This window comes from Variovorax atrisoli, assembly GCF_014195185.1.
In the GTDB taxonomy this organism is placed as follows: domain Bacteria; phylum Pseudomonadota; class Gammaproteobacteria; order Burkholderiales; family Burkholderiaceae_C; genus Variovorax; species Variovorax atrisoli.
The window spans coordinates 195,471-217,022 of the sequence record NZ_JACIBG010000003.1; the positions used below are offsets into that span (position 1 = coordinate 195,471).

At 68.4% G+C, this 21,552-nt stretch carries 16 protein-coding genes; 5 read left to right on the forward strand and 11 right to left on the reverse strand.

Annotated features, from left to right (window positions below; genetic code table 11):
• Positions 1–89: 89 nt before the first annotated feature.
• A complete protein-coding gene (locus FHY06_RS12025; RefSeq protein ID WP_184605268.1) occupies positions 90–911 on the forward strand; it encodes an IclR family transcriptional regulator in 822 nt (273 codons plus the stop codon).
• A 7-nt stretch (positions 912–918) separates the two neighbouring features.
• On the opposite strand, the gene FHY06_RS12030 is transcribed toward FHY06_RS12025, so the two are convergent.
• Positions 919–1,746 carry an undecaprenyl-diphosphate phosphatase gene (locus tag FHY06_RS12030; RefSeq protein WP_019655015.1) on the reverse strand — a complete coding sequence of 276 codons (828 nt, stop codon included), beginning with the start codon at positions 1,744–1,746 and terminating at the stop codon, positions 919–921.
• A 147-nt stretch (positions 1,747–1,893) separates the two neighbouring features.
• On the opposite strand from FHY06_RS12030, the gene FHY06_RS12035 reads away from it, so the two are divergent.
• The gene (locus FHY06_RS12035) at positions 1,894–2,775 is read left to right on the forward strand and encodes a hypothetical protein (protein ID WP_019655014.1); all 882 of its coding nucleotides are present in this window, start codon (positions 1,894–1,896) and stop codon (positions 2,773–2,775) included.
• Here FHY06_RS12035 and FHY06_RS12040 read toward each other — a convergent pair.
• The 3 genes from FHY06_RS12040 to FHY06_RS12050 are packed head-to-tail and all read right to left on the reverse strand — an operon-like array spanning position 2,767 to position 5,746.
• Positions 2,767–3,426, reverse strand: a complete 660-nt coding sequence (locus FHY06_RS12040) for an aspartate/glutamate racemase family protein (protein WP_126185979.1) — start codon at positions 3,424–3,426, stop codon at positions 2,767–2,769. The two genes, FHY06_RS12035 and FHY06_RS12040, sit on opposite strands and share 9 nt — an antisense overlap.
• A 27-nt stretch (positions 3,427–3,453) precedes the next feature.
• Positions 3,454–4,356 carry a transporter substrate-binding domain-containing protein gene (locus FHY06_RS12045; RefSeq protein ID WP_184605270.1) on the reverse strand — a complete coding sequence of 301 codons (903 nt, stop codon included), beginning with the start codon at positions 4,354–4,356 and terminating at the stop codon, positions 3,454–3,456.
• A 55-nt stretch (positions 4,357–4,411) separates the two neighbouring features.
• Entirely contained in the window at positions 4,412–5,746 is a 1,335-nt protein-coding gene (locus FHY06_RS12050) for an aspartate aminotransferase family protein (RefSeq protein ID WP_184605273.1), read from the reverse strand.
• 121 nt (positions 5,747–5,867) lie between these two features.
• Between FHY06_RS12050 and FHY06_RS12055 the strand changes: the two genes are divergently transcribed.
• Positions 5,868–6,746 (forward strand): MurR/RpiR family transcriptional regulator, encoded by an 879-nt coding sequence (locus FHY06_RS12055; RefSeq protein WP_019655010.1) that lies wholly within the window; start codon positions 5,868–5,870, stop codon positions 6,744–6,746.
• Between the two features lie 28 nt (positions 6,747–6,774).
• On the opposite strand, the gene FHY06_RS12060 is transcribed toward FHY06_RS12055, so the two are convergent.
• The 4 genes from FHY06_RS12060 to FHY06_RS12075 all read right to left on the reverse strand — a co-directional run bounded on the left by FHY06_RS12060 (position 6,775) and on the right by FHY06_RS12075 (position 11,108).
• A complete protein-coding gene (locus tag FHY06_RS12060) occupies positions 6,775–7,470 on the reverse strand; it encodes a GntR family transcriptional regulator (protein WP_164713586.1) in 696 nt (231 codons plus the stop codon).
• A 250-nt stretch (positions 7,471–7,720) separates the two neighbouring features.
• A complete protein-coding gene (locus FHY06_RS12065) occupies positions 7,721–8,182 on the reverse strand; it encodes a (2Fe-2S)-binding protein (protein WP_132750537.1) in 462 nt (153 codons plus the stop codon).
• A gap of 29 nt (positions 8,183–8,211) precedes the next feature.
• Positions 8,212–10,482: a xanthine dehydrogenase family protein molybdopterin-binding subunit gene (locus tag FHY06_RS12070; RefSeq protein WP_184605275.1), complete on the reverse strand. Its 2,271-nt coding sequence runs from the start codon at positions 10,480–10,482 to the stop codon at positions 8,212–8,214.
• A gap of 41 nt (positions 10,483–10,523) precedes the next feature.
• The gene (locus FHY06_RS12075; RefSeq protein ID WP_184605278.1) at positions 10,524–11,108 is read right to left on the reverse strand and encodes a TetR/AcrR family transcriptional regulator; all 585 of its coding nucleotides are present in this window, start codon (positions 11,106–11,108) and stop codon (positions 10,524–10,526) included.
• A gap of 146 nt (positions 11,109–11,254) precedes the next feature.
• On the opposite strand from FHY06_RS12075, the gene FHY06_RS12080 reads away from it, so the two are divergent.
• Together FHY06_RS12080 and FHY06_RS12085 are read left to right on the forward strand one after the other, a co-directional pair.
• On the forward strand, positions 11,255–12,259 hold the full coding sequence (locus tag FHY06_RS12080; protein WP_184605280.1) for a phosphotransferase enzyme family protein: 1,005 nt from the start codon (positions 11,255–11,257) through the stop codon (positions 12,257–12,259).
• A gap of 89 nt (positions 12,260–12,348) precedes the next feature.
• A complete protein-coding gene (locus tag FHY06_RS12085; RefSeq protein ID WP_126185987.1) occupies positions 12,349–12,714 on the forward strand; it encodes an SPW repeat protein in 366 nt (121 codons plus the stop codon).
• Between the two features lie 39 nt (positions 12,715–12,753).
• Here FHY06_RS12085 and FHY06_RS12090 read toward each other — a convergent pair whose 3' ends face one another.
• The 3 genes from FHY06_RS12090 to FHY06_RS12100 form a co-directional block, all read right to left on the reverse strand.
• Positions 12,754–14,229: an efflux transporter outer membrane subunit gene (locus FHY06_RS12090; protein WP_126185988.1), complete on the reverse strand. Its 1,476-nt coding sequence runs from the start codon at positions 14,227–14,229 to the stop codon at positions 12,754–12,756.
• Positions 14,230–14,247: 18 nt separating this feature from the next.
• Complete coding sequence (locus tag FHY06_RS12095; RefSeq protein WP_184605283.1) at positions 14,248–17,553, reverse strand: efflux RND transporter permease subunit; 3,306 nt, start codon at positions 17,551–17,553, stop codon at positions 14,248–14,250.
• Positions 17,554–18,370: 817 nt separating this feature from the next.
• Positions 18,371–21,490: an efflux RND transporter permease subunit gene (locus FHY06_RS12100; RefSeq protein WP_019655001.1), complete on the reverse strand. Its 3,120-nt coding sequence runs from the start codon at positions 21,488–21,490 to the stop codon at positions 18,371–18,373.
• Positions 21,491–21,552 lie beyond the last annotated feature (62 nt).

Genomic DNA, 21,552 nt, shown 5'->3' on the forward strand with positions numbered 1-21,552 from the left:
TGTATTGCGTAATTATCATACGCATAGCGTAATTCTCAGATCGCGGGTTTACCCGGACTCACCGGGCGAGCACCTAACATCCAGCCGTCATGACCCAGCACAACGAATCCGAGCCTGTCTCCTCCGCCGCCCCCGCCCGCGAACGCCGCCAGCGGGTGCAGTCCGCCGAGACCGGCATGTCGGTGCTCAAGGGGCTGGCGCACCTGGGCGGGCGCAGCAGCCTGACCGCGCTGTCGGCGCACGTCGCCGAGAGTCCGGCAAAGGTGCACCGCTACCTCGCGAGCCTGATGGAAGCGGGCCTGGTGCTGCAGGACGCCGCCTCGCAGCACTACTACCTGGGCACCGAGGCGATCCAGATCGGCCTTGCAGCCATGCGCCAGGCCGACCCGATCCGCGCGGCCGAGCCCTGCCTGATCCGCCTGCGCGAATCTCTGGAGGTGACCTGCTTCGTGGCCGTGATGGGCAACAAGGGCCCGACCATCGTGCGCTTCGAGGAGCCGGGCCTGCCGGTCACGGTGAACGTGCGCGCCGGCTCGGTGATGTCGATGCTCTGGTCGGCCACCGGACGCGCCTTCCTGGGTCTGCTCGACGAATCGCGCGTGGTCGCGCTGGCCGAACAGGAGCTGGGCGAGGCCACGCCGGAGATGCGCGCGCAGCTCGACGCGAAGGACCCGATCGGCGAGTTGCGCCGAGAGGTGCGCCAGGCGCGCTGCGCGAGCGTGAAGGACACCTACCTGCGCGGCATCAGCGCCGTGGCGGCGCCGGTGTACGACTATGCGGGAAGGGTCTGCGCCGTGATCACCGCGCTGGGTGCCACGGGCGGCTTCGATCCGTCGATCGACGGACCCATTGCCGCTGCGGTGCGGCAGGAAGCCAGGGCCGCGAGCGCCCTGCTGGGCGCCGCGAGCTGAAGCAGGGTCAGTCGGCCCAGACCACCGTGCCGGTCCACGCCGTGGCCAGCACCAGGATGCCGAAGGCGATGCGGTACCAGGCGAAGGGAATGAAGCTGTGGCTGCTGATGTACTTCAGCAGCCAGCGCACGCACAGCCAGGCGCTGATGAACGAGAACACCAGGCCCACGGCGAACAGCGGCACATCGGCCATCGACAGCGCCGCGCGCTCCTTGTAGATGCTGTAGACGCCCGCGCCGATCAGCGTGGGAATGGCGAGGAAGAAGGAGAAATCGGTCGCCGCCTGGCGCGACAGGCCCAGCAGCATGCCGCCGATGATGGTCGAGCCGCTGCGGCTGGTGCCCGGGATCATCGCGAAGCACTGCACCAGGCCGACCTTGAGCGCGTCCCACGGCGTCATGTCGTCGACGTGCTCGACGCGCACCGATCCGGGCGGACGCTTCTCGGCCCACAGGATGATGAAGCCGCCGATGATGAAGGTGCTGGCCACCACGGTCGGGATGAACAGGTGCTCCTTGATGACCTTGCCGAACAGCAGGCCCAGCACCACCGCGGGCAGGAAGCCGATGAAGATGTTCAGCGCCAGGCGCTGCGCCTTGGGCTGGCGGGGCAGCGCGACGACGGTCGAGCGGATCTTCTGCCAGTACACCAGGATCACCGCGAAGATCGCGCCGGTCTGGATGGCGATCTCGAAGACCTTGCCCCGGTTGTCGCCGAAGCCGCCGAGCAGGGAGCCCGCAAGGATCAGGTGGCCCGTCGAAGAGATGGGGAGAAATTCGGTGAGACCTTCGACGATGCCCATGACGGCGGCCTTGGCCAGCAAAACAATATCCACGCGGACTCCTTTCAAGTGCAGTCATTATCGCGAGGGGGCTGGTCAGCTCGGGCTCAGCCTCCCCTGTTCCGGTGATGTTCAGATGCATTGCGTTGACACACAGTCGAGGGTGTGCGAAGGCATTCGATGCCGAAGGAGTCATTGGTAATGCGAACGTTCACGCCCGGCGACAGACTCGAAGAACACGCCTCGACTTTCGACGATCACGGCCAGGACCGCCGCAAGAACGCGCAGGACCTGGAGCGCGAACAGCACGCCTCGATGCGCCGCGTCTCGCAGGCCACCGGCGCATCGGCCCATGAGCTGCAGCAGCTGATGCAGCGGCTGCTCGACATCGACCGCTCGGGCTCGAGCGCGGGCATCGTGGCGCAGGGCCACATCGAGGCCGACCGCATGCAGTCGGGCATGTCAGCGCTCGACCTGGGCGACGGCAACGTGGCCGAGCAGCGCGGCGACGCGGTGCAGAGCATCGACTTCTGGCTGCTCGAACCGCTGGACCCCGCGCACGACAAGAAGTGGTACGCCCGCTGGAAGTTCTGGAGCTTCATCCTCGGCGCGGCCGACGCCGAGGCCGCGCTCACCCTGCAGGGGCTGGCGCTGCGCCCCACCGAGCCCGGCGACACCCACGCCGATCTCGTGGCCAAGGCGCGAAAGGTTCTCGAAAGCTGGCGCCGCACCTCCGAGCCGCTCTTCTGGTCGGCCGTGGAGTGCTACGTGCGGCAACAGTCGTTCTCGCTCGAGACGCAGGCCTACCTCATGCACTGCATCGCCTCGGTGTTCACCGGCGATCCGATGAAGCTGTCGAACGCGCAGAGCGAGCAGCTCGCGGCCGTGCTCGCCGACACGTATTGCGACGCGCTGGGCACCTCGGCGAGCATGCCCTCGGCGGACATCTACCGCCGCCTGGCGCAGGGGCTGGAGGCCACCGACCGCGAAACCGGCCTCACCCGCACCCTCGGGCGCAGCGACGCGGCGCAGATCGCGATGACCGCGCTGTTCTCGGTGATCGAGTTCTCTCGCCTACGCTGAAGCGCCGCCACCAGTGCGCCGGCGCAGCGCGCGCACCGCACTGTCGACCGTGGTGAGCACCGGCAGCCCGCTGGCCGCCTCGCAGGCGTCGCGCGCCCGCGCCATGCTGAACTGCGCCAGCGCGATGCGCGTGCAGCCGCGATCGCGCAATGCCGCGGCCTGATCGGCGATGAGCGCATCGTGGCGCTGCGTGTCGCCGGCGTTCAGCGCGTCGAGCGCGCCCTCCGCCAGCGCGGTCTCCAGCGCCGTGCCCTGCGGAAACTCCGGCGGCATCGACGCCAGCGTGGGCGCGAAGGTGGCGATGAGGCCGAGCCGGCCCTGCAGCCCCTGCAGCGCCTCGTCGATCATGGCCTCGTTCGGCTTGAGCACCGGGATGCCCGCGTGCCGCCGCGCCACCGCCTCGATGCAGGGCCCGAAGGCCGAGCAGGTGAAGAGAATGCCCTGCGCGCCGGTGTCGACCGCGTACTGCGCGAGGCGCTGGAAGCGCTCGTGCATGGCGTCGTCGAGCCCCCTGCCGTTGCGCGCCAGGTCGGCCGAGAGGCTGTCGTCGAGCAGGTTCATGCGCACGGCCTCGGGCCAGTCGCGCGCGAAGGCTTCGTTGATGGGCGCGACGGAGTGCGAGAGCGCGTGGATCAGGGCAAGGCGTGGCATGAGGGTCATGGACTCGGCGGCAAGCGCTCAGATGCCCTTGGAGGAAGGGTTGGCGAAGGCCTCCTTCGTCTCGGCATTCAGCGGGTAGTTGATGTTGATGTTCTTGGGCGGAATGGGCGACATGAACCACTTCGCATAGAGCTTCTCCATCTCGCCCGACTTCATCATGCCTGAGACCACGCGATCCACCAGCGCCTTGAAGGCCGGGTCGTCCTTGCGGAACATCAGCGACTGGTTCTCGGTGCGCAGGCTCTCGCCGGTGATGATGAAGTCCTTGGGGTTGCGCGCATTCGCGATCTGCCCGGCCAGCAGGATGTCGTCGAGCACGAAGGCCTGGGCGCGTCCGCTTTCCACCAGCAGGAAGGAATCGCTGTGGTCCTTGCCCGCGAGGTTGGTCACCTCCAGGCTGCGGCCGCGGTCGGCCTCGCGCAGCAGGCGGAACGACGTGGTGCCGCTGGTGGTGGCCACCGTCTTGCCCTGCAGGTCGGCGATGCTCCTGATGCCCGAATCGGCCTTCACCAGCATGCGCACGTTGTAGCGGAAGATGTCCGGCGAAAACGCCACCAGCTTCTGCCGCTCGACGAGGTTGGTGGTGGAGCCGCACTCGATGTCGACCGTGCCGTTCTGAACCAGCGGAATGCGGTTGGCCGAGGTGACGGCCTGGTACTTGATCTCGACGGCCGGCATCTTCAGCTCGCTCTTCACCGCCTCGACGATGCGGTTGCAGATGTCGAGGCTGTAGCCGATGGGCTTGAGATTGCCGTCGAGGTACGAGAAGCCGAAGGACGACTCCCGGTAGCCGAAGGTGATGGAGCCGCTGGCCTTGATCTTGGCGAGCGTGTCGTTCTCCTGCGCCTGCGCCGCGGCGAAGGGCATGAACGCGGCCACGAGCACGGCGGCGAAGGAAAACAGCGGACGAAGCTTGGGCATGGAACGCTCCTCGGAACGATGGTTGGGGGGAAAACGAGCGGGGAAAAAGGAGCGCTCAGCGCGCCGCGGCACGCGTGACCGCGTCGATGGAGGCCGCGAGCCGCGCGGCGATCTCCTGCAGGTCTTGCCGGGTGGCGATGAAAGGCGGCGCCAGCAGCACGTGGTCGCCCTGGCGGCCATCGACCGTGCCGCCGAAGGGGTAGCACAACAGGCCGCGCGACATGGCGTCCTTCTTGATGGCGGCGTTGACCTTCAGCGCCGGATCGAAGGGCGCCTTGCTCGCCCGGTCGGCCACCAGTTCGATGCCCCAGAAGAAGCCGCGCCCGCGGATGTCGCCCACGTGCGGATGCGAGCCCAGCGCCTCGGCCAGCATCGCGCCGAAGGCGATGCCGTCTTCCCGCACCTTGGCGACCAGGCCGTCGCGGCGGATCACCTGCTGCACCGCGAGCGCTGCGGCGCAGGCCATGGGGTGGCCGAGGTAGGTGTGGCCGTGCTGGAAGAAGCCGCTGCCCCGGGACATCGCATCGACGATGCGGCGCTGCGCCAACACCGCGCCCACCGGCTGGTAGCCGCCGCCCAGGCCCTTGGCGACGGTCATCAGGTCGGGCACCACGCCCTCCTGCTCGCAGGCGTGCAGCGAGCCGGTGCGGCCCATGCCGCACATCACCTCGTCGAGGATCAGCAGCACGCCGTACTTGTCGCACACCGCGCGCACCGCCTTGAAGTAGCCCGGCACCGGCGTGAGCACGCCGGCCGTGGCGCCGCCGACGGTCTCGGCGACGAAGGCGATCACGCGGTCGGCGCCCTGCGCAAGGATGGCGGCCTCCAGCTCGGCTGCGAGGCGCTGGCCGTACTGCTCGGCGCTCTCGTCGGTGCGCTGCTCCCGGTAGGGATAGCACGGCGACACGTGCGTGGCCGGCACGAGGATGGGCGCGAAGGGCTCGCGGCGCCAGGCGTTGCCGCCCACGGCCAGCGCGCCCAGCGTGTTGCCGTGGTAGCTCTGGCGGCGCGCGATGAAGCGCGTGCGCTGCGGCTGGCCGATCTCGACGAAGTACTGCCGCGCCATCTTCAGCGCCGCCTCCACCGCCTCGGAGCCGCCGCTCACCAGATAGACGTGGCTCATGCCCTCGGGCGCGGAGCCGATCAGCTCGTCGGCCAGCTGCTCGGCCACCTCGCTCGTGAAGAAGCTGGTGTGGGCATAGGCCAGCCTGTCGATCTGCGCATGCATGGCGGCCATGACTTCGGGATGCGCATGGCCCAGCGAGGACACGGCGGCCCCGCCGGAGGCGTCGAGGTACTCGCGGCCTTCGGCGTCGCGGATGAACATGCCCTGGGAGCTCGCGGCAACGGGCGGGGTCTGGCGGAGGTGGCGGTGGAAGACGTGCGTCATGGCTCGGTGGTTGGAACTAACGTTTCCGGCGAATTATTGTTTGGAACATTTGTTCCGTCAACTGCCGTGTTCCATCTGCTCCGGTACATTTGTTCCAACTCAGCCAAGGAGACACACCGCCATGGGCGCCAAAGAGCAGATCCGCCAGCGTTTCAACGAACTGAGCCCCGCACTGCAAGAGGTGGCGCGCTACGTGCTCGACCACCCCAACGCGGTGGTCACAGGCTCGATGCGCAGCGTCGGCATTCGCTCGCAGAGCACGCCCGCCACGCTCGTGCGTTTCGCGCAGCACATGGGTTTCGAAGGCTGGCCGCAGCTCAAGGAGGCCTTCGCCGCGGAGATGGGCCTGGGCTCCGAAACCTACGGCGGCCGCGCCAAGCAGCTCGTCGGCCGTGCCAGCGACCAGACGCTGACCGGCGAGATGTTCGAGGTGCAGCGCCGCAACCTCGAAGCCACGCACCAGCAAAGCGGCTATGCGCTGCAGAAGGCCTGCGCACTGATCGAGAAGGCGCCCGCCGTGCACGCGGCAGGCTTCAGGGCCTGCTTTCCGATCGCGTTCTCGTTCGTGTACGTGTACCGGCTCTTCCGCGCCAGTGTGCACCTGGTCGATGGCCAGGGCGGCTCGCTGGAGATGCAGCAGCGCGCCTTCTCCAAGGGGGACGCGGTGGTGGTGGCGAGCTTCGCGCCCTATTCGCGCGAGGCGCTGCAGGTGGCGAAGGCAGCCAAGGCGGCGGGCTGCCGCATCGTCGCGATCACCGACAGCGTGGCCTCGCCGCTGTCGCTGCTGGCGGACGAGACGCTGCTCTTCACGATCCACAGCCCGTCGTTCTTTCCGTCGATCGCGGCCGGGGTGGCGGTGACCGAGGCGCTGGTCGAGCTGCTCGCCAGCCGCGCCGGCAAGCCGGTGATCCGGCGCATCGACGAGACCGAGGCGCAGCTCTTCGAATCGGGGGCGTACCTCACGGCGCCCGCCGCGCGCGGAGGACAGGGGCAGGCCTGACCGCCCGGGCGATCAGGCGTTCGGATCCTCAGGCCAGCGCCCGGGTGCGGCTCGGATTCTTCTGGCTCAGGTAGAGCACCAGGAGATCGCGGTTGGCGTTGATGTGGTCGCGCATGGCGGCCTCGGCGACGCCGGCTTCCTGCCGGCCGAGCGCCTCGACGATGCGGCAATGGTCCGCGAACGCCTGCAGGGCCTGCTCGTGCTTGTGCAGCAGCATCGAGGCATCCCGGTTGTGGGGGCGCAGCTTGCTGTCGAAGATGATCGGCAGCTGGCTGGCGCGCTGCACCGCCTCGGTGAGCCAGCGGTTGTCCGCCAGCGCCAGCAGCTTCTGGTGGAAGGCCACGTCGAGGTCCTGCCAGCGCGCGGCGCGGCCGTCGGACCATTCGCCGGTGTGGTGCAGCAGCTCGTGCTGCTCGTCGAGCATGGCCGTCAGTTCCGACAGCGCCTTGCCGTCGAGCCCGACCTCGGCGATCAGCCGGCAGCACATGCCCTCCAGCGTGGCGCGCACGCTGAAGGCGTCGTACACGTCCTTGGCGTTGAAGCGGCGCACCTGGAAACCCTTGTTGGGCAGGTAGACGAGCAGCCCCTCGTCCGCCAGCCGTGCCATGGCGCCGCGAACGGGCGTGCGCGACACGCCGAGCTCGTTGGCCAGCGAGATTTCCATCAGGTGGGAGCCGGGTGCGATCTCGCCGTCGAAGATGCGGTCACGCAGGGTATCGGCCACGGACAACGCTCGGGTCCGTGAAGGATCTGGGGGGGTCATCGAAAGTGGAAACTGGGGACGGCCGGAAGCGGGCCGCGCGGATGGTACGGCCGCGTACAAAAGCTTCATATCCCCAGTTTCCGTAAAAATTTTTATTCCTGGACTTTTTCGATGATTGCGGAGAATTTATTAACCTGTGTGAACCAGTTGGGGCCTTAGGCCTTACCTCGTCCCACCCCGACCGTCAAGACGAGAACCTTTGCATTCGCTGTCAGCCCGCAGCTTTCCGGGCAGCCACATGGATCGCGGCGCGGATGCGCGGATAGGTGCCACAGCGACAAATGTTTCCGCTCATGGCGCCAGAAATGTCGTCATCGCTCGGATTCGGCGTCTTTTTGAGCAGCGCGCAGGCCGACATGAGCTGGCCGCTCTGGCAGTAGCCGCACTGCACCACGTCGACTTCGGTCCAGGCGTTGCGCAGGGCGTCGGCCTCCCTGCCCTTGAGGCCTTCGATGGTGGTGACCTCGCGGCTGCCGACCGCCTCCAGCGGCGTGACGCAGGAGCGCACCGGCTCGCCGTCGAGGTGCACGGTGCAGGCGCCGCACAGCGCCTTGCCGCAGCCGAACTTGGTGCCGACGAGCTGCATCTCGCCGCGCAGCACCCACAGCAGCGGCGTGTCGGGCTCGGCGTTGACGGTGACGGCCTTGCCGTTGACTGTGAGCGTGGTGGTCATGGGGTGCTCCTTCTTTCCTTTTTCCCTGTTCAGGCGAGCCGGAGCGGCAGGCTGCGCAGCCGCTGGCCCGTGAGGGCGAACACCGCGTTCGCCACCGCCGGCGCGATCGGCGGCGTACCGGGCTCGCCCACGCCGCCGGGCGCTTCGCCGCTGGCGGCGATCTCGACCTCGATGGCCGGGCACTCGTTCATGCGCAGCGGCATGTAGTCGTGGAAGTTGCTCTGCTGCACCCGGCCCTTCTCCACCGTGATCTCGCCATGCAGCGCGGCGGAGAGGCCATAGACGATGGCGCCTTCCATCTGCTGGCGGATCAGGTTCGGGTTGACGGCCACGCCGCAGTCGACGACGCAGGTCACCCGGTGCACCCGCACCTGCCGGTCCGGCGAGACGGACACCTCTGCCACCTGCGCGACGATGCTGCCGAAGGAACGGTGGATCGCGAGGCCGCGCGCCCGCTTCGCGCCGTCGGGCCCCGGTGCCGGCGGCAGGCTCCAGTTCGAGAGTTCGGCCACGCGCCTGAGCACGCGCAGGTGGCGCTCGTCCTTCGCGAGCAGCGCGGCGCGGAACGCCACCGGGTCCTTGCCCGCGGCGGCGGCGCACTCGTCGATGAAGCTCTCGACGAAGAAGCCGTTCTGCGAATGCGCGACCGATCGCCAAACGCCCGTGGGCATGGCCGACTCCACCGGCACGTGGGCGACGCGCGCGTTGGGGAAGGCATAGGCCGTGTTCCAGGCGCCGTCGGTGGCGGTGTCCATGAGCGAGGGGGCGCCCATGCTCGATCCGGCCGTGACGGTCTGCCACGCGACCAGCGCGCCGGCCGCGTCGAAGCCCGCCCTGCAACGCGCCACGTAGGCGGGGCGGTAGAAGTCGTGCGCCATGTCTTCCTCGCGCGACCAGAAGAGCTGCACCGGCGCGCCGCCGGTCTCGCGCGCCAGCGTGGCGGCCTGGGTGACGAAGTCGGTGCTGTAGCGCCGGCCGAAGCCGCCGCCGAGGTAGGTCACGTGCAGCTCGACCTTGTCCGCGTCGATGCCCAGCGCCTTGGCCGCCGCACCGCGCGTGAAACCCGGCGCCTGGGTGGGCGCCCACACGGTCGCCTTGCCGTCCTTGAACTGCACGGTGCAATTCATCGGCTCCATGGTCGCGTGGGCCAGGAAGGGCACACGGTACTCGGCCTCGATGGTCTTGGCGGCCGAGCGGAACGCACCGGCCACGTCGCCGTCGTCCAGCCGGGCGTTGCCGGGCCTGGTGCGCAGAGTCTGCGAGAGGCGCTCGATCATCTCGGCGCTCGACAGGCTGGCGGCCGGGCCGTGGTCCCATTCGATGGCGAGCGCCTTCACGGCGCGCATCGCGTGGTACGGGGTGTCGGCGATGACGGCCACCCCGCCCGGCGTGGCGCCGGTGCCGATGAGCGTGGCGCCGACCGGCTCCAGCGCCATCACCTTGCGCACGCCCGGCAGCTTCTGCGCGGCCGTGGCGTCGAAGCTCGCGACGCGGCCGCCGGTGGTCGGGCACATCGCGATGCTCGCGTACAGCAGGCCCGGCGGCAGCACGTCGAGGCCGAAGGTGGCGGAGCCGTCGAGCTTGGCGGCGCCGTCCAGTCGCCGCGCGGGCTGGCCGATGAGCTTGAAATCGGCCGGCTTCTTCAGCGCCACCTGCGTCGGCAGGGGCTGCTGCGCGGCCTTGGGAGCCAGTTCGCCGAAAGTGGCGCTCCTGCCGCTGGCCTGGTGCAGCACACGCCCGGCCTCGGCACGGCATTCGGCAGCAGGCACCTGCCACAGCGCAGCGGCCGCGCCGAGCAGCATGGTCCGCGCCGACGCGCCGGCTTCGCGCAGCGGTACCCACTGGTCGGTGATGCTCGAGGAGCCGCCCGTGCCCGAGAGCCCCGGGATCGCGCGCAGCAGCTTGCCCATCACGTGCTCGGTCGAGCGCTTCATCGCGCCCTCGTCGCCGGGCCGGAAAGGCAGCGCATCGAGGATCGCCGCCTGGTTGTTGTAGATGGCGTCCGAGCCGGCCGTCTCCAGCCGGATCTGCCCGAGCGAGGCGCCCATCTCCTCGGCCAGCAGCATCGACAGGCCGGTGTGCGTGCCCTGCCCCATTTCCGACTGCGACATCATCAGCGTGACCGTGTTGTCGCTGCCCACCTTGACCCAGCCGTTGAGCGCGACCTGGCCCGGCGCCGCGGGCAAGGGCTGCGACCCTGTCAGCCGCGACGCGACCGGCGTGGCAGCCCATCCGACGACGAGGGCACCGGCGGCGCCCGCCGTGCCGAGGACGAAATGGCGGCGCTTGAGCTTGGGCATGGCGTGGTTCCTTCGTGGGGATGCGTGAGTGGAGGATGGAATCAGGCGTCGGCGACGATGCCGCGCCAGAAGGTCTCGAAGCCGGCCTCGCAGTAGCCGGCGCGGCCTTTCCTGCTCTTCGCCTGCGCGACGAAGGCCATCGTGGTCTCGGCCATCGCGCCCAGCATCGCGCCGAGGAACGGCAGCGGCTGGTCGCGTATCAACCCGTTGCTGATGCACTCCCTGGCAAGCACCTCAAGCCGCAGGAACGGCGCCATGCCCGCGGCCTTGCTCTCTTCGCTCACCTGGTCCGACACCTTGAGCTGCGAGACCACCTTGAACTTCTCGGGGTTGTCGACGCCCCAGTAAACGTAGCGGTCCCAGATGTGGCGGTATTTGGTCTTGGGGTCGGCCTGCTCGGGCCAGTCTTGGAGCATCACCTCGGCGAGCTCGGTCTTCAGCTGCCGGTAGAGCTCGTTGACCAGCACTTCCTTGTTCGCGAAATAGGTGAAGAGCGTGCCTTCGGCCACGCCGGCTGCGCGCGAGATGGCGGAGGTGGGCGTGCTCCACGCACCCCGGCTGGCGAACTCCGCGATGGCCGCATCGAGGATCGCATTGCGCTTGTCTTCGCTTCTGGGTCTGGCCATGGGTTGGGACGGCGTTCTTTATTGATTGAGTACGTACTCAATTATAGAAATGCGTCGCGACGCCTGGCAATGGGTGTGGAATCCCGGGGCCGGAAGGTGGCTGGGGGCCTGCATAATCGCGCCCTTTTTTCCGAGGGGAGCCGGGGATGGAACTCGAAATCGCGCAATCCACGCCGACCGCCGCCAGCATCGCGATGCTCGTGGAGGAACGCTACGGCCTCGGCAAGGTGGTCGAGAGCGAGTTCCTGCGGCGCAGCTTCAACCAGGTCTACCGGCTGGGCTTTGTCGACGGACGCCGCGTGGTGGCGCGGCTGAGCGCCGACCGGCCTCGCGGCGGCCCCAACCTGCAGTTCGAGGCGGCTGCGCTCGACCACCTGTCCCGTACGGGCTGCCGTGTCTCGCGCTGCGTGCCGACCGCCGATGGCCAGATCGCCATCGAGGCGCCGCTGCCCGAAGGCCCGCGCGCGCTGATGCTGTTCGAGCACCTGAGCGGCGAATTCACCGGCGACGCCGCCCCCGACATCGAAGCCTTCGCCCACGGACTGGCCTCGTTGCACACCGCAGGCGAAAGCTACCGAGGTCCGGCAAGCCTCTATCGCCTGGACCTCGACTATTTGCTGCTGCGGCCGCTGCAAGGCCTGCTGCGCGCGCCGACCATGACGGCCGAGCTCCGCCCGCAGTTCGAGGAGCTCGGCGAGCGCCTGCGTGCCGCCATCCTGGGCCTGGGGGAACTCGGCGATGTGCTCTGCCATGGCGACGCGCATGGCAGCAACAACTTCATCGTCGAAGACGATGCGCATGGGCGGCGCCAAGCCGTGTTCTTCGACTTCGACGAGGCAGGCCCGGGCTACCTTGCCTACGAGCTCGCCGTCTATCCGTGGATACTTCATCCCCGCACGGCGGATGGCGTCCTGGGCGACAAGGCCGCCCAGCAATGGCGCCATTTCATTCACGCCTATCGCGAGGCCCGCCCGGTGCCCGACGCAGACCTCGCCGCCATTCCCCGCTTCATGGCGGCGCGCCAGTTCTGGCTGCTCGGCGAATACGCCGGCCGCATCCCCGTCTGGGGCTCCCAGGCGATGCCCACCGACTACCTCCGCCGTCAGCTGGCCATGCTGCGCAAGTGGGAAACATTGGAGTTGCCACTCTAGGCGCGACGCCACACCGGCAGGAACCCTGCACCGGCGGCGCGGGTCAAAAAAACTGTCGCGGCGCCTTGTCGCGACAGGAGGCAATGACCATGAAGCAAGTGAAGCATTGGCAAGACCCCGTCAACGCCGCCGCCGGCGCCTGGCTGATCGTCTCGCCCTGGGTCCTGGGCTTTTCGGGCATGACCGCCGCCATGTGGACGATGGTGGCGACCGGCATCGTGCTCGGCGCGGTGGCGCTGGGTGCGACCTTCGTGCCCCGACAGTGGGAAGAATGGACCGAGGTCGCGCTGGCAGCCTGTCTCGCGGTGTCGCCCTGGGTGCTCGGGTTCCGCAGCAACGAGACGGCGATGGTCAACGCGGTGCTCGTGGCCGCGGTGATCCTGGTGCTGGCGCTGTGGGTCCTGGTGACCGACAAGGATTACCTGGGCCACACCATCGACCGCCCGGCGCATTGACGACGGCCCGCGCCGGCCGGGCACCGATGCTCGCCGCGCTCACTGCGTGGCGGGTGAGGTGACCGGCTGCGCCTGCGCGGCGCCATCCATCCACCCGGCCTGCCAGCCGCCGCCCATCGCCTGGATCAGCGCGATGGCGGTGGTCTGGCGGTTGACCTGCAACTGCACCAGCGTGCGGCGCGCGCTGAGCGCGGCGGCCTGGGCCGTGACCACGTCGGTGTAGCTCACCTGCCCGGCGCGGTAGCGGTTGAGCAGCTGCTGCTCGGTCTTGTCCGCCGCGGCCGAGGCCTCGCGGCGCAGGCCTTCCTGCTGCGCGAGCGTGGCGCTCGCGGTCAGCTGGTCTTCCACCGCCTGGAAGGCGGTGAGCACCGTCTGGCGGTAGCGCGCCACGCTGGATTCGTAGCTCGCCTTCGCCGAATCGACATTGGCCGCGATCGCGCCCGCATCGAACACCACCTGCGCCACCGAAAGCCCCAGTCCCCACAGCGTGTTGGAAGAGCTGAAGAGGTCTTTCACGCGGCTGACGTTGCTGCTGCCGACCGACGCGGTCAGCCCGATGTTGGGGAAGTAGGCCGCGCGCGCGATGCCGATCTGCGCGTTGGCCGCCGCCACCGAACGCTCGGCCGCGGCGATGTCGGGCCGGCGCTGCAGCAGCGTCGAAGGCACGCCCAGCGGCACGCCCGGCACCGTGGGCGTCCACTTGGCGGCAGGCAGGCTGAAGTCGGCCGGCGCCACGCCGATGAGCGCCGCGATCGCGTGCTCGTAGGTGGCGCGCGTGCGCTGCAGCCCCACGAGGTCGGCCTTGGCGTTCACAAGCTGCGTCTGCGCCTGCAGCACGTCGGTCTGCGCGGCGATTCCGGCGGCATAGCGGTTGCTCGTGATCTCGAAGGCGCGCTGGTAGCCCTGGATGGTCTCGTCGAGCAGCACGATCTCGGCGTCGGCCTCGCGCAGCGAGAAATAGCTGGTCGCCAGGTCGCCGATGGCCGAGAGCCGCGCCGCGGCCAGGTCGGCCTCGCTGGCCTGTGCGTTGGCCTGCGCGCTGCTCACCGCCTCGCGCAGCCGGCCCCAGACATCGGGCGTCCAGCTCGCGCCCAGCGACGCCGTGAAGCTGTTCGACGGGCTCGAGGTGCTGCTGCCTCCCACCGTGCCAGAGCGCCTGCCGCTGCCGGTGAGCGACACCGACGGGAACAGCGCCGCGCGCTCGCCGCGCACCAGCGCCTGGGCCTGCGTGTAGTTGGCCACCGCGGCGGCGATGTTCTGGTTCGAAACCTGCACGCGGCCGGCCAGGTCGTCGAGCGTGGCATCGCCGAAGAGCTTCCACCACTCGCCGCGGTCGAGCGCGTCGGCCGGGGCCGCGGGCAGCCAGCCTTCGGCGGCCTTCTGCTCTTTCCAGTTGGCCGAAGCGGCGGTGGCCGGCTGCTGGTAGCGCGGGCCGACAGCGCAGCCCGCGAGCAAGGCGGCCAGCGCGAGCGCCGAAAGCGAAAAGCGGGAGGTGGAAGAAAACAGTGCGTTCATGTCGTTGTCGTTTCTCGCTCAGGCGGGCGTCACGCGGCTCAGCTCGCGCTCGTTGGTGCCGCGGCGGCGCAGTTTGTCGAGCAGCAGGTAGACCACCGGCGTCGTCAGCAGGGTCAGCAGCTGGCTCGCGATCAGCCCGCCGATGATGGCCACGCCCAGCGGCCGGCGCAGCTCGGCGCCCTCGCCGAAGCCGATGGCCAGCGGCAGCGCGCCCAGCGCGGCCGCCAGGGTCGTCATCAGGATCGGACGGAAGCGCAGCAGGCAGGCCTCGCGCACCGCCTCCATCGGCGTGAGGCCGCGTGAGCGCTCGGCTTCGAGCGCGAAGTCGATGATCAGGATCGCGTTCTTCTTCACGATGCCGATCAGCAGGAACACGCCGATCAGCGCGATGATGGAAAACTCCATGCGGAACATCAGCAGCGCCAGCACCGCGCCCACGCCGGCCGAAGGCAGCGTCGAGAGCACCGTGATCGGATGCACCAGGCTCTCGTACAGGATGCCCAGCACGATGTAGATCACGATCAGCGCCGCCAGGATCAGCATCGCCTGCTGCCCCTGCGACTGCTGCGCGCTCGCCGCCGTGCCTGCGAACGCGCCGCGCACGTTGGTGGGCATGGCGATGTTGGCCTCGGCCTTGGCGATGGCCTCGCGCGCGTCGCCCAGGTTGGCGCCTTCGGCGAGGTTGAACGAGATGGTCGTGGCCAGCTCGCCATCTTCATGGCTCACCGAGGTGGCCACCGACTGCTCCTCGAACTTCGCGACCGCCGACAGCGGCACGAGCGCGGTGGCCGTGTTGCTCAGCACGTTGCCGGTCGATGCATTGCGCAGCGCCGCGTTGGCCGAGACCGGCACGGTGGCCGTGCTCGAGGAAGCAGACGAAGAGGACGCCGCGGACGAAGACGACTTCGATGCCGTCGACGACGAAGAAGAAGCACTCGACGTGCCGCTGGCCGCCACCTGCGTGGTCACAGTCTGCCCGCCCACCACCGACGTCTTGGTGGCCGGCACGTACACGTCGGCCAGCGAGTTGGGGCTGCGCGTGTAGCGCGGCGCCCATTCCATCACCACGTGGTACTGGTTCAACTCCGTGTAGATGGTCGCGACCTGCCGCTGGCCGAAGGCGTTGTAGAGCGCGTTGTCGATGGCCGTCGACGTCAGGCCCAGCCGCCGCGCGCTGTCGGGGTCGACCTTGGCCACCGTCTCCACGCCGTTCTGGTCCTGGTCGGTGTCGATGTCGGTCAGCGAAGGCTGCAGCTTCAGTTCGTCGGCCAGCTTCACGGCCCAGGTGCGAAGGTCGGCGACGTTGTCGCTCTTGAGCGTGTACTGGTAGGTCGAGTTGCTGGCGCGGCCGCCGGATCGCACGTCCTGCACCGTGCCCAGGAACACGCGCAGGCCGGTCACCTGGTTGAGCTGCGGGCGCAGCCGCGCGATCACCGCCAGGCCGCTGTCCTTGCGCTGGTTGGCGGGCTTGAGGTTCACGAACATGAAGCCGCCGCCCGCCCGGCCCGCGCCGGTGAAGCCCACCACGGTGTCGACCGCCTCGTCCTTGCGGATGATGTCGACCACCTGCCGCAGCTTCTCGGCGAGCGCCTGCGACGAGATGCTCTGGTCGGCGCGCAGGCCGCCGTTGAGCTGGCCGCTGTCCTGCTGCGGGAAGAAGCCCTTGGGCGCCGCGCTGAACAGGTACACGTTGAGCCCGACCACCGCCACCAGGATCAGCATCACCAGCGCCTTGCTGTCGAGCGCCCAGTCGAGGCTGTGCTCGTAGCGCTTGAGCACCCAGTCGTAGCTGCGCGCGGCCATGCGGCCCAGCCTGCCCTGCGGCTTGTTCCTGTCGTGCTCGCCGCCGGGCTTGAGCAGCCAGGCGCACATCATCGGCGTGGTGGTCAGCGAGATCACCAGCGAGATCAGCACCGCCGCAGACAGCGTCACCGCGAACTCGCGGAACAGCCGCCCCACCTGCCCGCCCATGAACAGCAGCGGGATGAACACCGCCACCAGCGACACGCTGATCGACAGCACGGTGAAGCCCACTTCCTTCGCGCCAAGCAGCGCGGCCTTCATGCGCGTCATGCCCGACTCGATGTGCCGGCTCGTGTTCTCCAGCACCACGATCGCGTCGTCCACGACGAAGCCGGTGGCCACCGTGAGCGCCATCAGGCTCAGGTTGTTCAGGCTGAAGCCCAGCAGGTACATCACCCCGAAGGTGCCCAGCAGCGCCGCCACCGTCGCCACCGCCGGCACCACCGTCGCGCGCGCGCTGCGCAGGAACAGGCTCACCACCAGCACCACCAGGATCACGGAGATGACCAGCGTGAACTCCACCTCCCGCAGCGAGCCGCGGATGGAATTGGTGCTGTCCGATGCGACCTGCAGCGTCACGTCCGGCGGCAGCTGCGCCTGCAGCTCGGGCAGCAGCGCGCGCACGCTGTCGACCGTCTCGATGATGTTGGCCGAAGGCTGCCGCGTGATCAGCACGATGATCGCCGGCTCGCCGTTGAACAGGCCCAGGGTGCGCGTGTCCTCCACGCCGTCGACCACCTCCGCCACTTCCTGCAGTCGCACCGCAGCGCCGTTGCGCCAGGCGATGACCATCGGCGCGTAGTCGCTCGCGCGCAGTGCCGGCGTCTGCGTATAGATCTGCAGCTTGCGCCCCTCGCCCTGCACCATGCCCTTGGGCCGGTTGGCGTTCGAGGCCTGGATCGCGGCGCGTACGTCCTCGGTGCTGATGCCGTAGCGGTTCAGCGCGAACGGCAGCAGCTCGATGCGCACCGCCGGCAGCGAGCCGCCGCCGATCTCCACGTCGCCGACGCCATCGACCTGCGACAGGCGCTGGCTCACGATGTTCGACACCGCGTCGTAGATCTGGCCCGGCGTCTTCGTCTTCGACGTGAGCGCCAGGATGATCACCGGCGACGCCGCCGGGTTGGCCTTGCGATAGGTCGGATTGCTGCGCAGCGTGGCCGGCAGGTCGATGCGGCTCGCGTTGATCGCGGCCTGCACCTCGCGGGCCGCGCCGTCGATGTTGCGGCTGAGGTCGAACTGCAGCGTGACGCGGGTGGAGCCCACCGAGCTGGTGGACGTCATTTCGTTGACGCCTGCGATGGTGCCCAGGTGGCGTTCCAGCGGTGTTGCGACGCTGGTGGCCATCGTCTCGGGGCTGGCCCCGGGGATCGAGGCTCTGACGGAGATGACGGGGTAGTCGACCTGTGGCAGGGGGGAGACCGGGAGGACGAAGAAGGCGGCTATGCCGGCCAGGGCTATGCCTATGGTCAGGAGGACTGTGCCTATGGGGCGGCGGACGAACGGCAGGGATAGATTCATCTCGCTGCTCCTTCTGGGAGCATGCTGAGCGCTTGTTTCCCGGGGCCGGGTCTCGGCCCGGCGGCCGACTCACTTTCTTTTGCTTCGCCAAAAGAAAGTAAGCAAAGAAAAGGCGACCCCGCTGTCTGCGACCCCTTCGCTGCGCTACGGGGCAACCTGCGGTGCTCGCGTTTCGCGGGGTCCGCAGAACTCGCTTCGCTCAAACAGCTACGGCCCTTATCCGCGAAACGCTGCGCTCCTCGGCGCAGCCAGAGGGGATTGCAGAACTGCGGGCCATCGCTGCGCTCGGCCTCCAAGGCACTGCGGGCGCTGCGTGCCTGCAGTGCTTGGAATGAGGGGGGGCAGTGGTTTGGATTGCGTGTGCTGCCGGCACTGCCAGTGGTGCTGGGCGCACTGGTGCTGTGGATGGTGCTCTTGCCGTGGGCTGCGTTCGTAGCGTTCGTGCCCGTGGTGTCGTTGATGCCGTTGGCCCAATCGATATCAGCTCCGCCCCACCCTCCCCCGCCGAGCGAAGCAAAGGCCCATCCAGGCAACCCAAGGGCCGAGCGAAGCGATGGCACGCCCCACTCCCTTCTGGCTGTGCCGAGGAGCGCAGGCGCAGGAGGGATAAGGGCCGCAGCTGTTTGAGCGAAGCGAGTTCTGCGGACCCCCTCCTGCGCCGAGCACCGCAGGTTGCCCGTAGCGAAGCGAAGGGACACAGACAGCAGGGTCGCCTTTTCTTTGCCTACTTTCTTTTGGCGAAGCAAAAGAAAGCAGGTCGCCCGCCGGGGCGAGACCCGGCCCCGGAAAACAAATCCACGACGGAAGAAAAGACGACTCAAACCGCCTCCTCCTCAATCTCAACCCTCCGGGCACTCCCCCCACCCAACCGATCAAACGCCAGATAAATAACAGGCGTAGTGAACAGGGTAAGCAACTGACTGACGATCAACCCCCCGAAGATCGCCAACCCCAGCGGCCGCCGCAATTCAGCCCCATCCCCGAAGCTGAACATCAACGGCACAGCAGCAAACAAAGCCGCCAGCGTGGTCATCAAGATGGGCCTAAACCGCAACAAGGCAGCCTGGTGAATGGCCTCCCGAGGAGACTTCCCCTGTGTTCTCTCGGCATCGATGGCGAAGTCGATCATCATGATCGCGTTCTTCTTCACGATGCCGATCAGCAGGATGATCCCGATGATGCCGATCACCCCCAGGTCGTTGCCCGTGATCATCAGCGCCAGCAGCGCCCCCACCCCGGCCGAAGGCAGCGTGGACAGGATGGTCAGCGGATGCACATAGCTCTCGTACAGCACCCCCAGCACGATGTACACGCACACCACGGCGGCAAGAATCAGCCACAGCTGGTTCGACAGCGACTTCTCGTAAGCCCCTGAAGCTCCGAGGAAGGTCATCGTCACGCTGCTCGGCAGCCCGATCTCCTTCGCGGCTGCTCGAATGGCGTCGACCGAGGCGCCGAGCGAAACGCCGGGTGCGGTGTCGAAGTTCAGCGTGCTCGCCGGGTACTGCGCCACGTGCGTGATCTGCAGCGGCGCCTGCTGCTCGGAGATCTGCGCGATCGCCGACAGCGGCGTGGCGGTGCCCGAACCCGCGATCAGGCTCAGCTGCCCCAGCGTCTGCGGCGTGTTCACCATGCCGGGCTGGGCCTCGAGGATCACGCGGTACTGGTTGGTCTCGGTGAAGATGGTGGAGACGATGCGCTGGCCGAAGGCGCTGTAGAGGGCGTCGTCCACGGTGCTCGCGGTGATCGACAGCCGCGCCGCGGTGTCGCGGTTGACGTTCACGAAAGCCGCGAGGCCCTGGGCACCGGCGTCGCTGCTGACGTTGCGCACCTTGTCCGATTCCTGCAGCTTGGCGACGAGCTTCTTCATCCACTCGGTGATGGCGGTGCTGTCCACGCCTTCGAGCGACATGCGGTATTCGGTCGGGCCGGTCTCGGCGTCGATGGTGAGGTCCTGCGTGGGCTGCAGGTAGAGCGTGACGCCAGCCACCTGCCGCACGCGCTCGCGCAGGCGGTCCATCACGACCTGCTGGCTGTCGCGGTCCTTCACCAGGTTGATGAGCATGCTGCCGGTGTGCAGCATGGTGTTGTTGGCGGCATCGACGCCGACGAAGGAGCTGAGGTTCTCGACCGCCGGGTCTTCGAGGATCGCCTGCGCCGCCTGCATCTGCAGCTGCGACATGCGCTCGAACGACACGTCCTGCGCGGCCTGCACGCGGGCCTGCAGCTGGCCGGTGTCCTGCGTGGGGAACAGGCCCTTGGGAATGGTGAGGTAGAGCAGCACCGTCAGCACCATGGTCAGCAGCGCGACCAGCAGCGTGAGCGCCTGGTGCTCGATCACCCAGTGCAGCGAGCGGTCGTAGCGCACCATCACGCCGTCGAAGAATCGCTGTGCGCGCGCGCCGAAGCCCTTGTTCGAGGCCTCCTTCTTCTGTTCGTGCCTGAGCCAGCGCGCCGACATCATCGGCACCAGCGTGAGCGACACCACGGCGGAGATCAGGATGGTGATGGCCAGCGTCACCGCGAACTCGCGGAACAGGCGGCCCACCACGTCGCCCATGAACAGCAGCGGGATCAGCACCGCGATGAGCGACACGGTCAGCGAGATGATGGTGAAGCCGATCTGCGTGGCGCCCTTGAACGCGGCCTGCAGGGGCTTCTCGCCCTCCTCGATGTAGCGCGCAATGTTCTCGATCATGACGATCGCGTCGTCCACCACGAAGCCGGTGGCGATGGTCAGCGCCATGAGGCTGAGGTTGTTGAGGCTGTAGCCCAGCAGGTACATCAGCCCAAAGGTGCCGATCAGCGAGATGGGCACCGCGATGCTGGCGATGACGGTGGCGCGCAGGCTGCCCAGGAAGGCGAAGATCACCAGCACCACGAGCACCACGGCCAGCACCAGCTCCATCTCGACGTGCTGCACCGAGGCGCGGATGCCGGCCGTGCGGTCGCTGAGCACCTCGATCTTCAGGCCGGCAGGCATGCCGGCCTGCAGCTCGGGCAGCTGCTTCTTGATGGCGTCGACGGTGGCGATCACGTTCGCGCCGGGCTGGCGCTGCACGTTCATGATGATCGCGGGCGACAGCCTGCTGGTGCCGTCAACCTTGTTGCCGGCCCAGGCGGCGAGCTGGTTGTTCTCGGCGCTGCTGACCACCTGCGCCACGTCGACCATGCGGATCGGCGCGCCGTTCTTGTACGAGACGATCAGGTTCTTGTAGTCGTCGACCGTCATCAGCTGGTCGTTCGAATTGATCGTGTAGGCGCGCTTGGGCCCGTCGAAGCTGCCCTTGGCGCCGTTGGAGTTGGCCGCCGAGATGGCCGTGCGCAGCGTGTCCAGCCCGATGCCGTTGGCCGCCAGCGCCTGGGTGTTGGCCTGGATGCGCATCGCGGGGCGCTGCCCGCCGCTGAGCGACACCAGCCCCACGCCCGAGACCTGGCTGATCTTCTGCGCGAGCCGGGTGTTGACCAGGTTCTGCACGTCGGTCAGCGGCAGCGTGTCGGAGGTGATGGACAGCGTGAGCACCGGCGCATCGGCCGGGTTGACCTTGGCGTACACAGGCGGCGCCGGCAGGTCGGCCGGCAGCAGCGAGCCGCCGGCGTTGATGGCGGCCTGCACTTCCTGCTCGGCCACGTCCAGCGTCTGGCCGAGCGAGAACTGCAGCGTGATGATCGACACGCCCGCGGCGCTGGTCGAGCTCATGCGGTCGAGCCCCGACATCTGGCCGAACTGGCGCTCCAGCGGCGCGGTGACGGTGTTGCTCATGACCTCGGGGCTGGCCCCGGGGTAGAGCGTCTGCACCTGGATGGTCGGGTAGTCGACCTGCGGCAGCGCCGACAGCGGCAGGAAGCGGAATGCCACCAGGCCGGCCAGCACGATCGCGACCATCAGCAGCGAGGTCGCCACCGGCCGCAGGATGAACGGACGGGACGGACTCACTGGCAGGCCTCCGTGCTGCTGCTACTGCTGTCACTGCTGCGACGGCAGCAGCTGGTGATGCG

Coding starts and splice junctions, on each gene's coding strand:
- FHY06_RS12025 (WP_184605268.1), top strand. CDS start 90: ATGACCCAGCACAACGAATCCGAGCCTGTCTCCTCCGCCGCCCCCGCC.
- FHY06_RS12035 (WP_019655014.1), top strand. CDS start 1,894: ATGCGAACGTTCACGCCCGGCGACAGACTCGAAGAACACGCCTCGACT.
- FHY06_RS12040 (WP_126185979.1), bottom strand. CDS start 3,426: ATGCCACGCCTTGCCCTGATCCACGCGCTCTCGCACTCCGTCGCGCCC.
- FHY06_RS12045 (WP_184605270.1), bottom strand. CDS start 4,356: ATGCCCAAGCTTCGTCCGCTGTTTTCCTTCGCCGCCGTGCTCGTGGCC.
- FHY06_RS12050 (WP_184605273.1), bottom strand. CDS start 5,746: ATGACGCACGTCTTCCACCGCCACCTCCGCCAGACCCCGCCCGTTGCC.
- FHY06_RS12055 (WP_019655010.1), top strand. CDS start 5,868: ATGGGCGCCAAAGAGCAGATCCGCCAGCGTTTCAACGAACTGAGCCCC.
- FHY06_RS12065 (WP_132750537.1), bottom strand. CDS start 8,182: ATGACCACCACGCTCACAGTCAACGGCAAGGCCGTCACCGTCAACGCC.
- FHY06_RS12070 (WP_184605275.1), bottom strand. CDS start 10,482: ATGCCCAAGCTCAAGCGCCGCCATTTCGTCCTCGGCACGGCGGGCGCC.
- FHY06_RS12075 (WP_184605278.1), bottom strand. CDS start 11,108: ATGGCCAGACCCAGAAGCGAAGACAAGCGCAATGCGATCCTCGATGCG.
- FHY06_RS12080 (WP_184605280.1), top strand. CDS start 11,255: ATGGAACTCGAAATCGCGCAATCCACGCCGACCGCCGCCAGCATCGCG.
- FHY06_RS12085 (WP_126185987.1), top strand. CDS start 12,349: ATGAAGCAAGTGAAGCATTGGCAAGACCCCGTCAACGCCGCCGCCGGC.
- FHY06_RS12090 (WP_126185988.1), bottom strand. CDS start 14,229: ATGAACGCACTGTTTTCTTCCACCTCCCGCTTTTCGCTTTCGGCGCTC.
- FHY06_RS12095 (WP_184605283.1), bottom strand. CDS start 17,553: ATGAATCTATCCCTGCCGTTCGTCCGCCGCCCCATAGGCACAGTCCTC.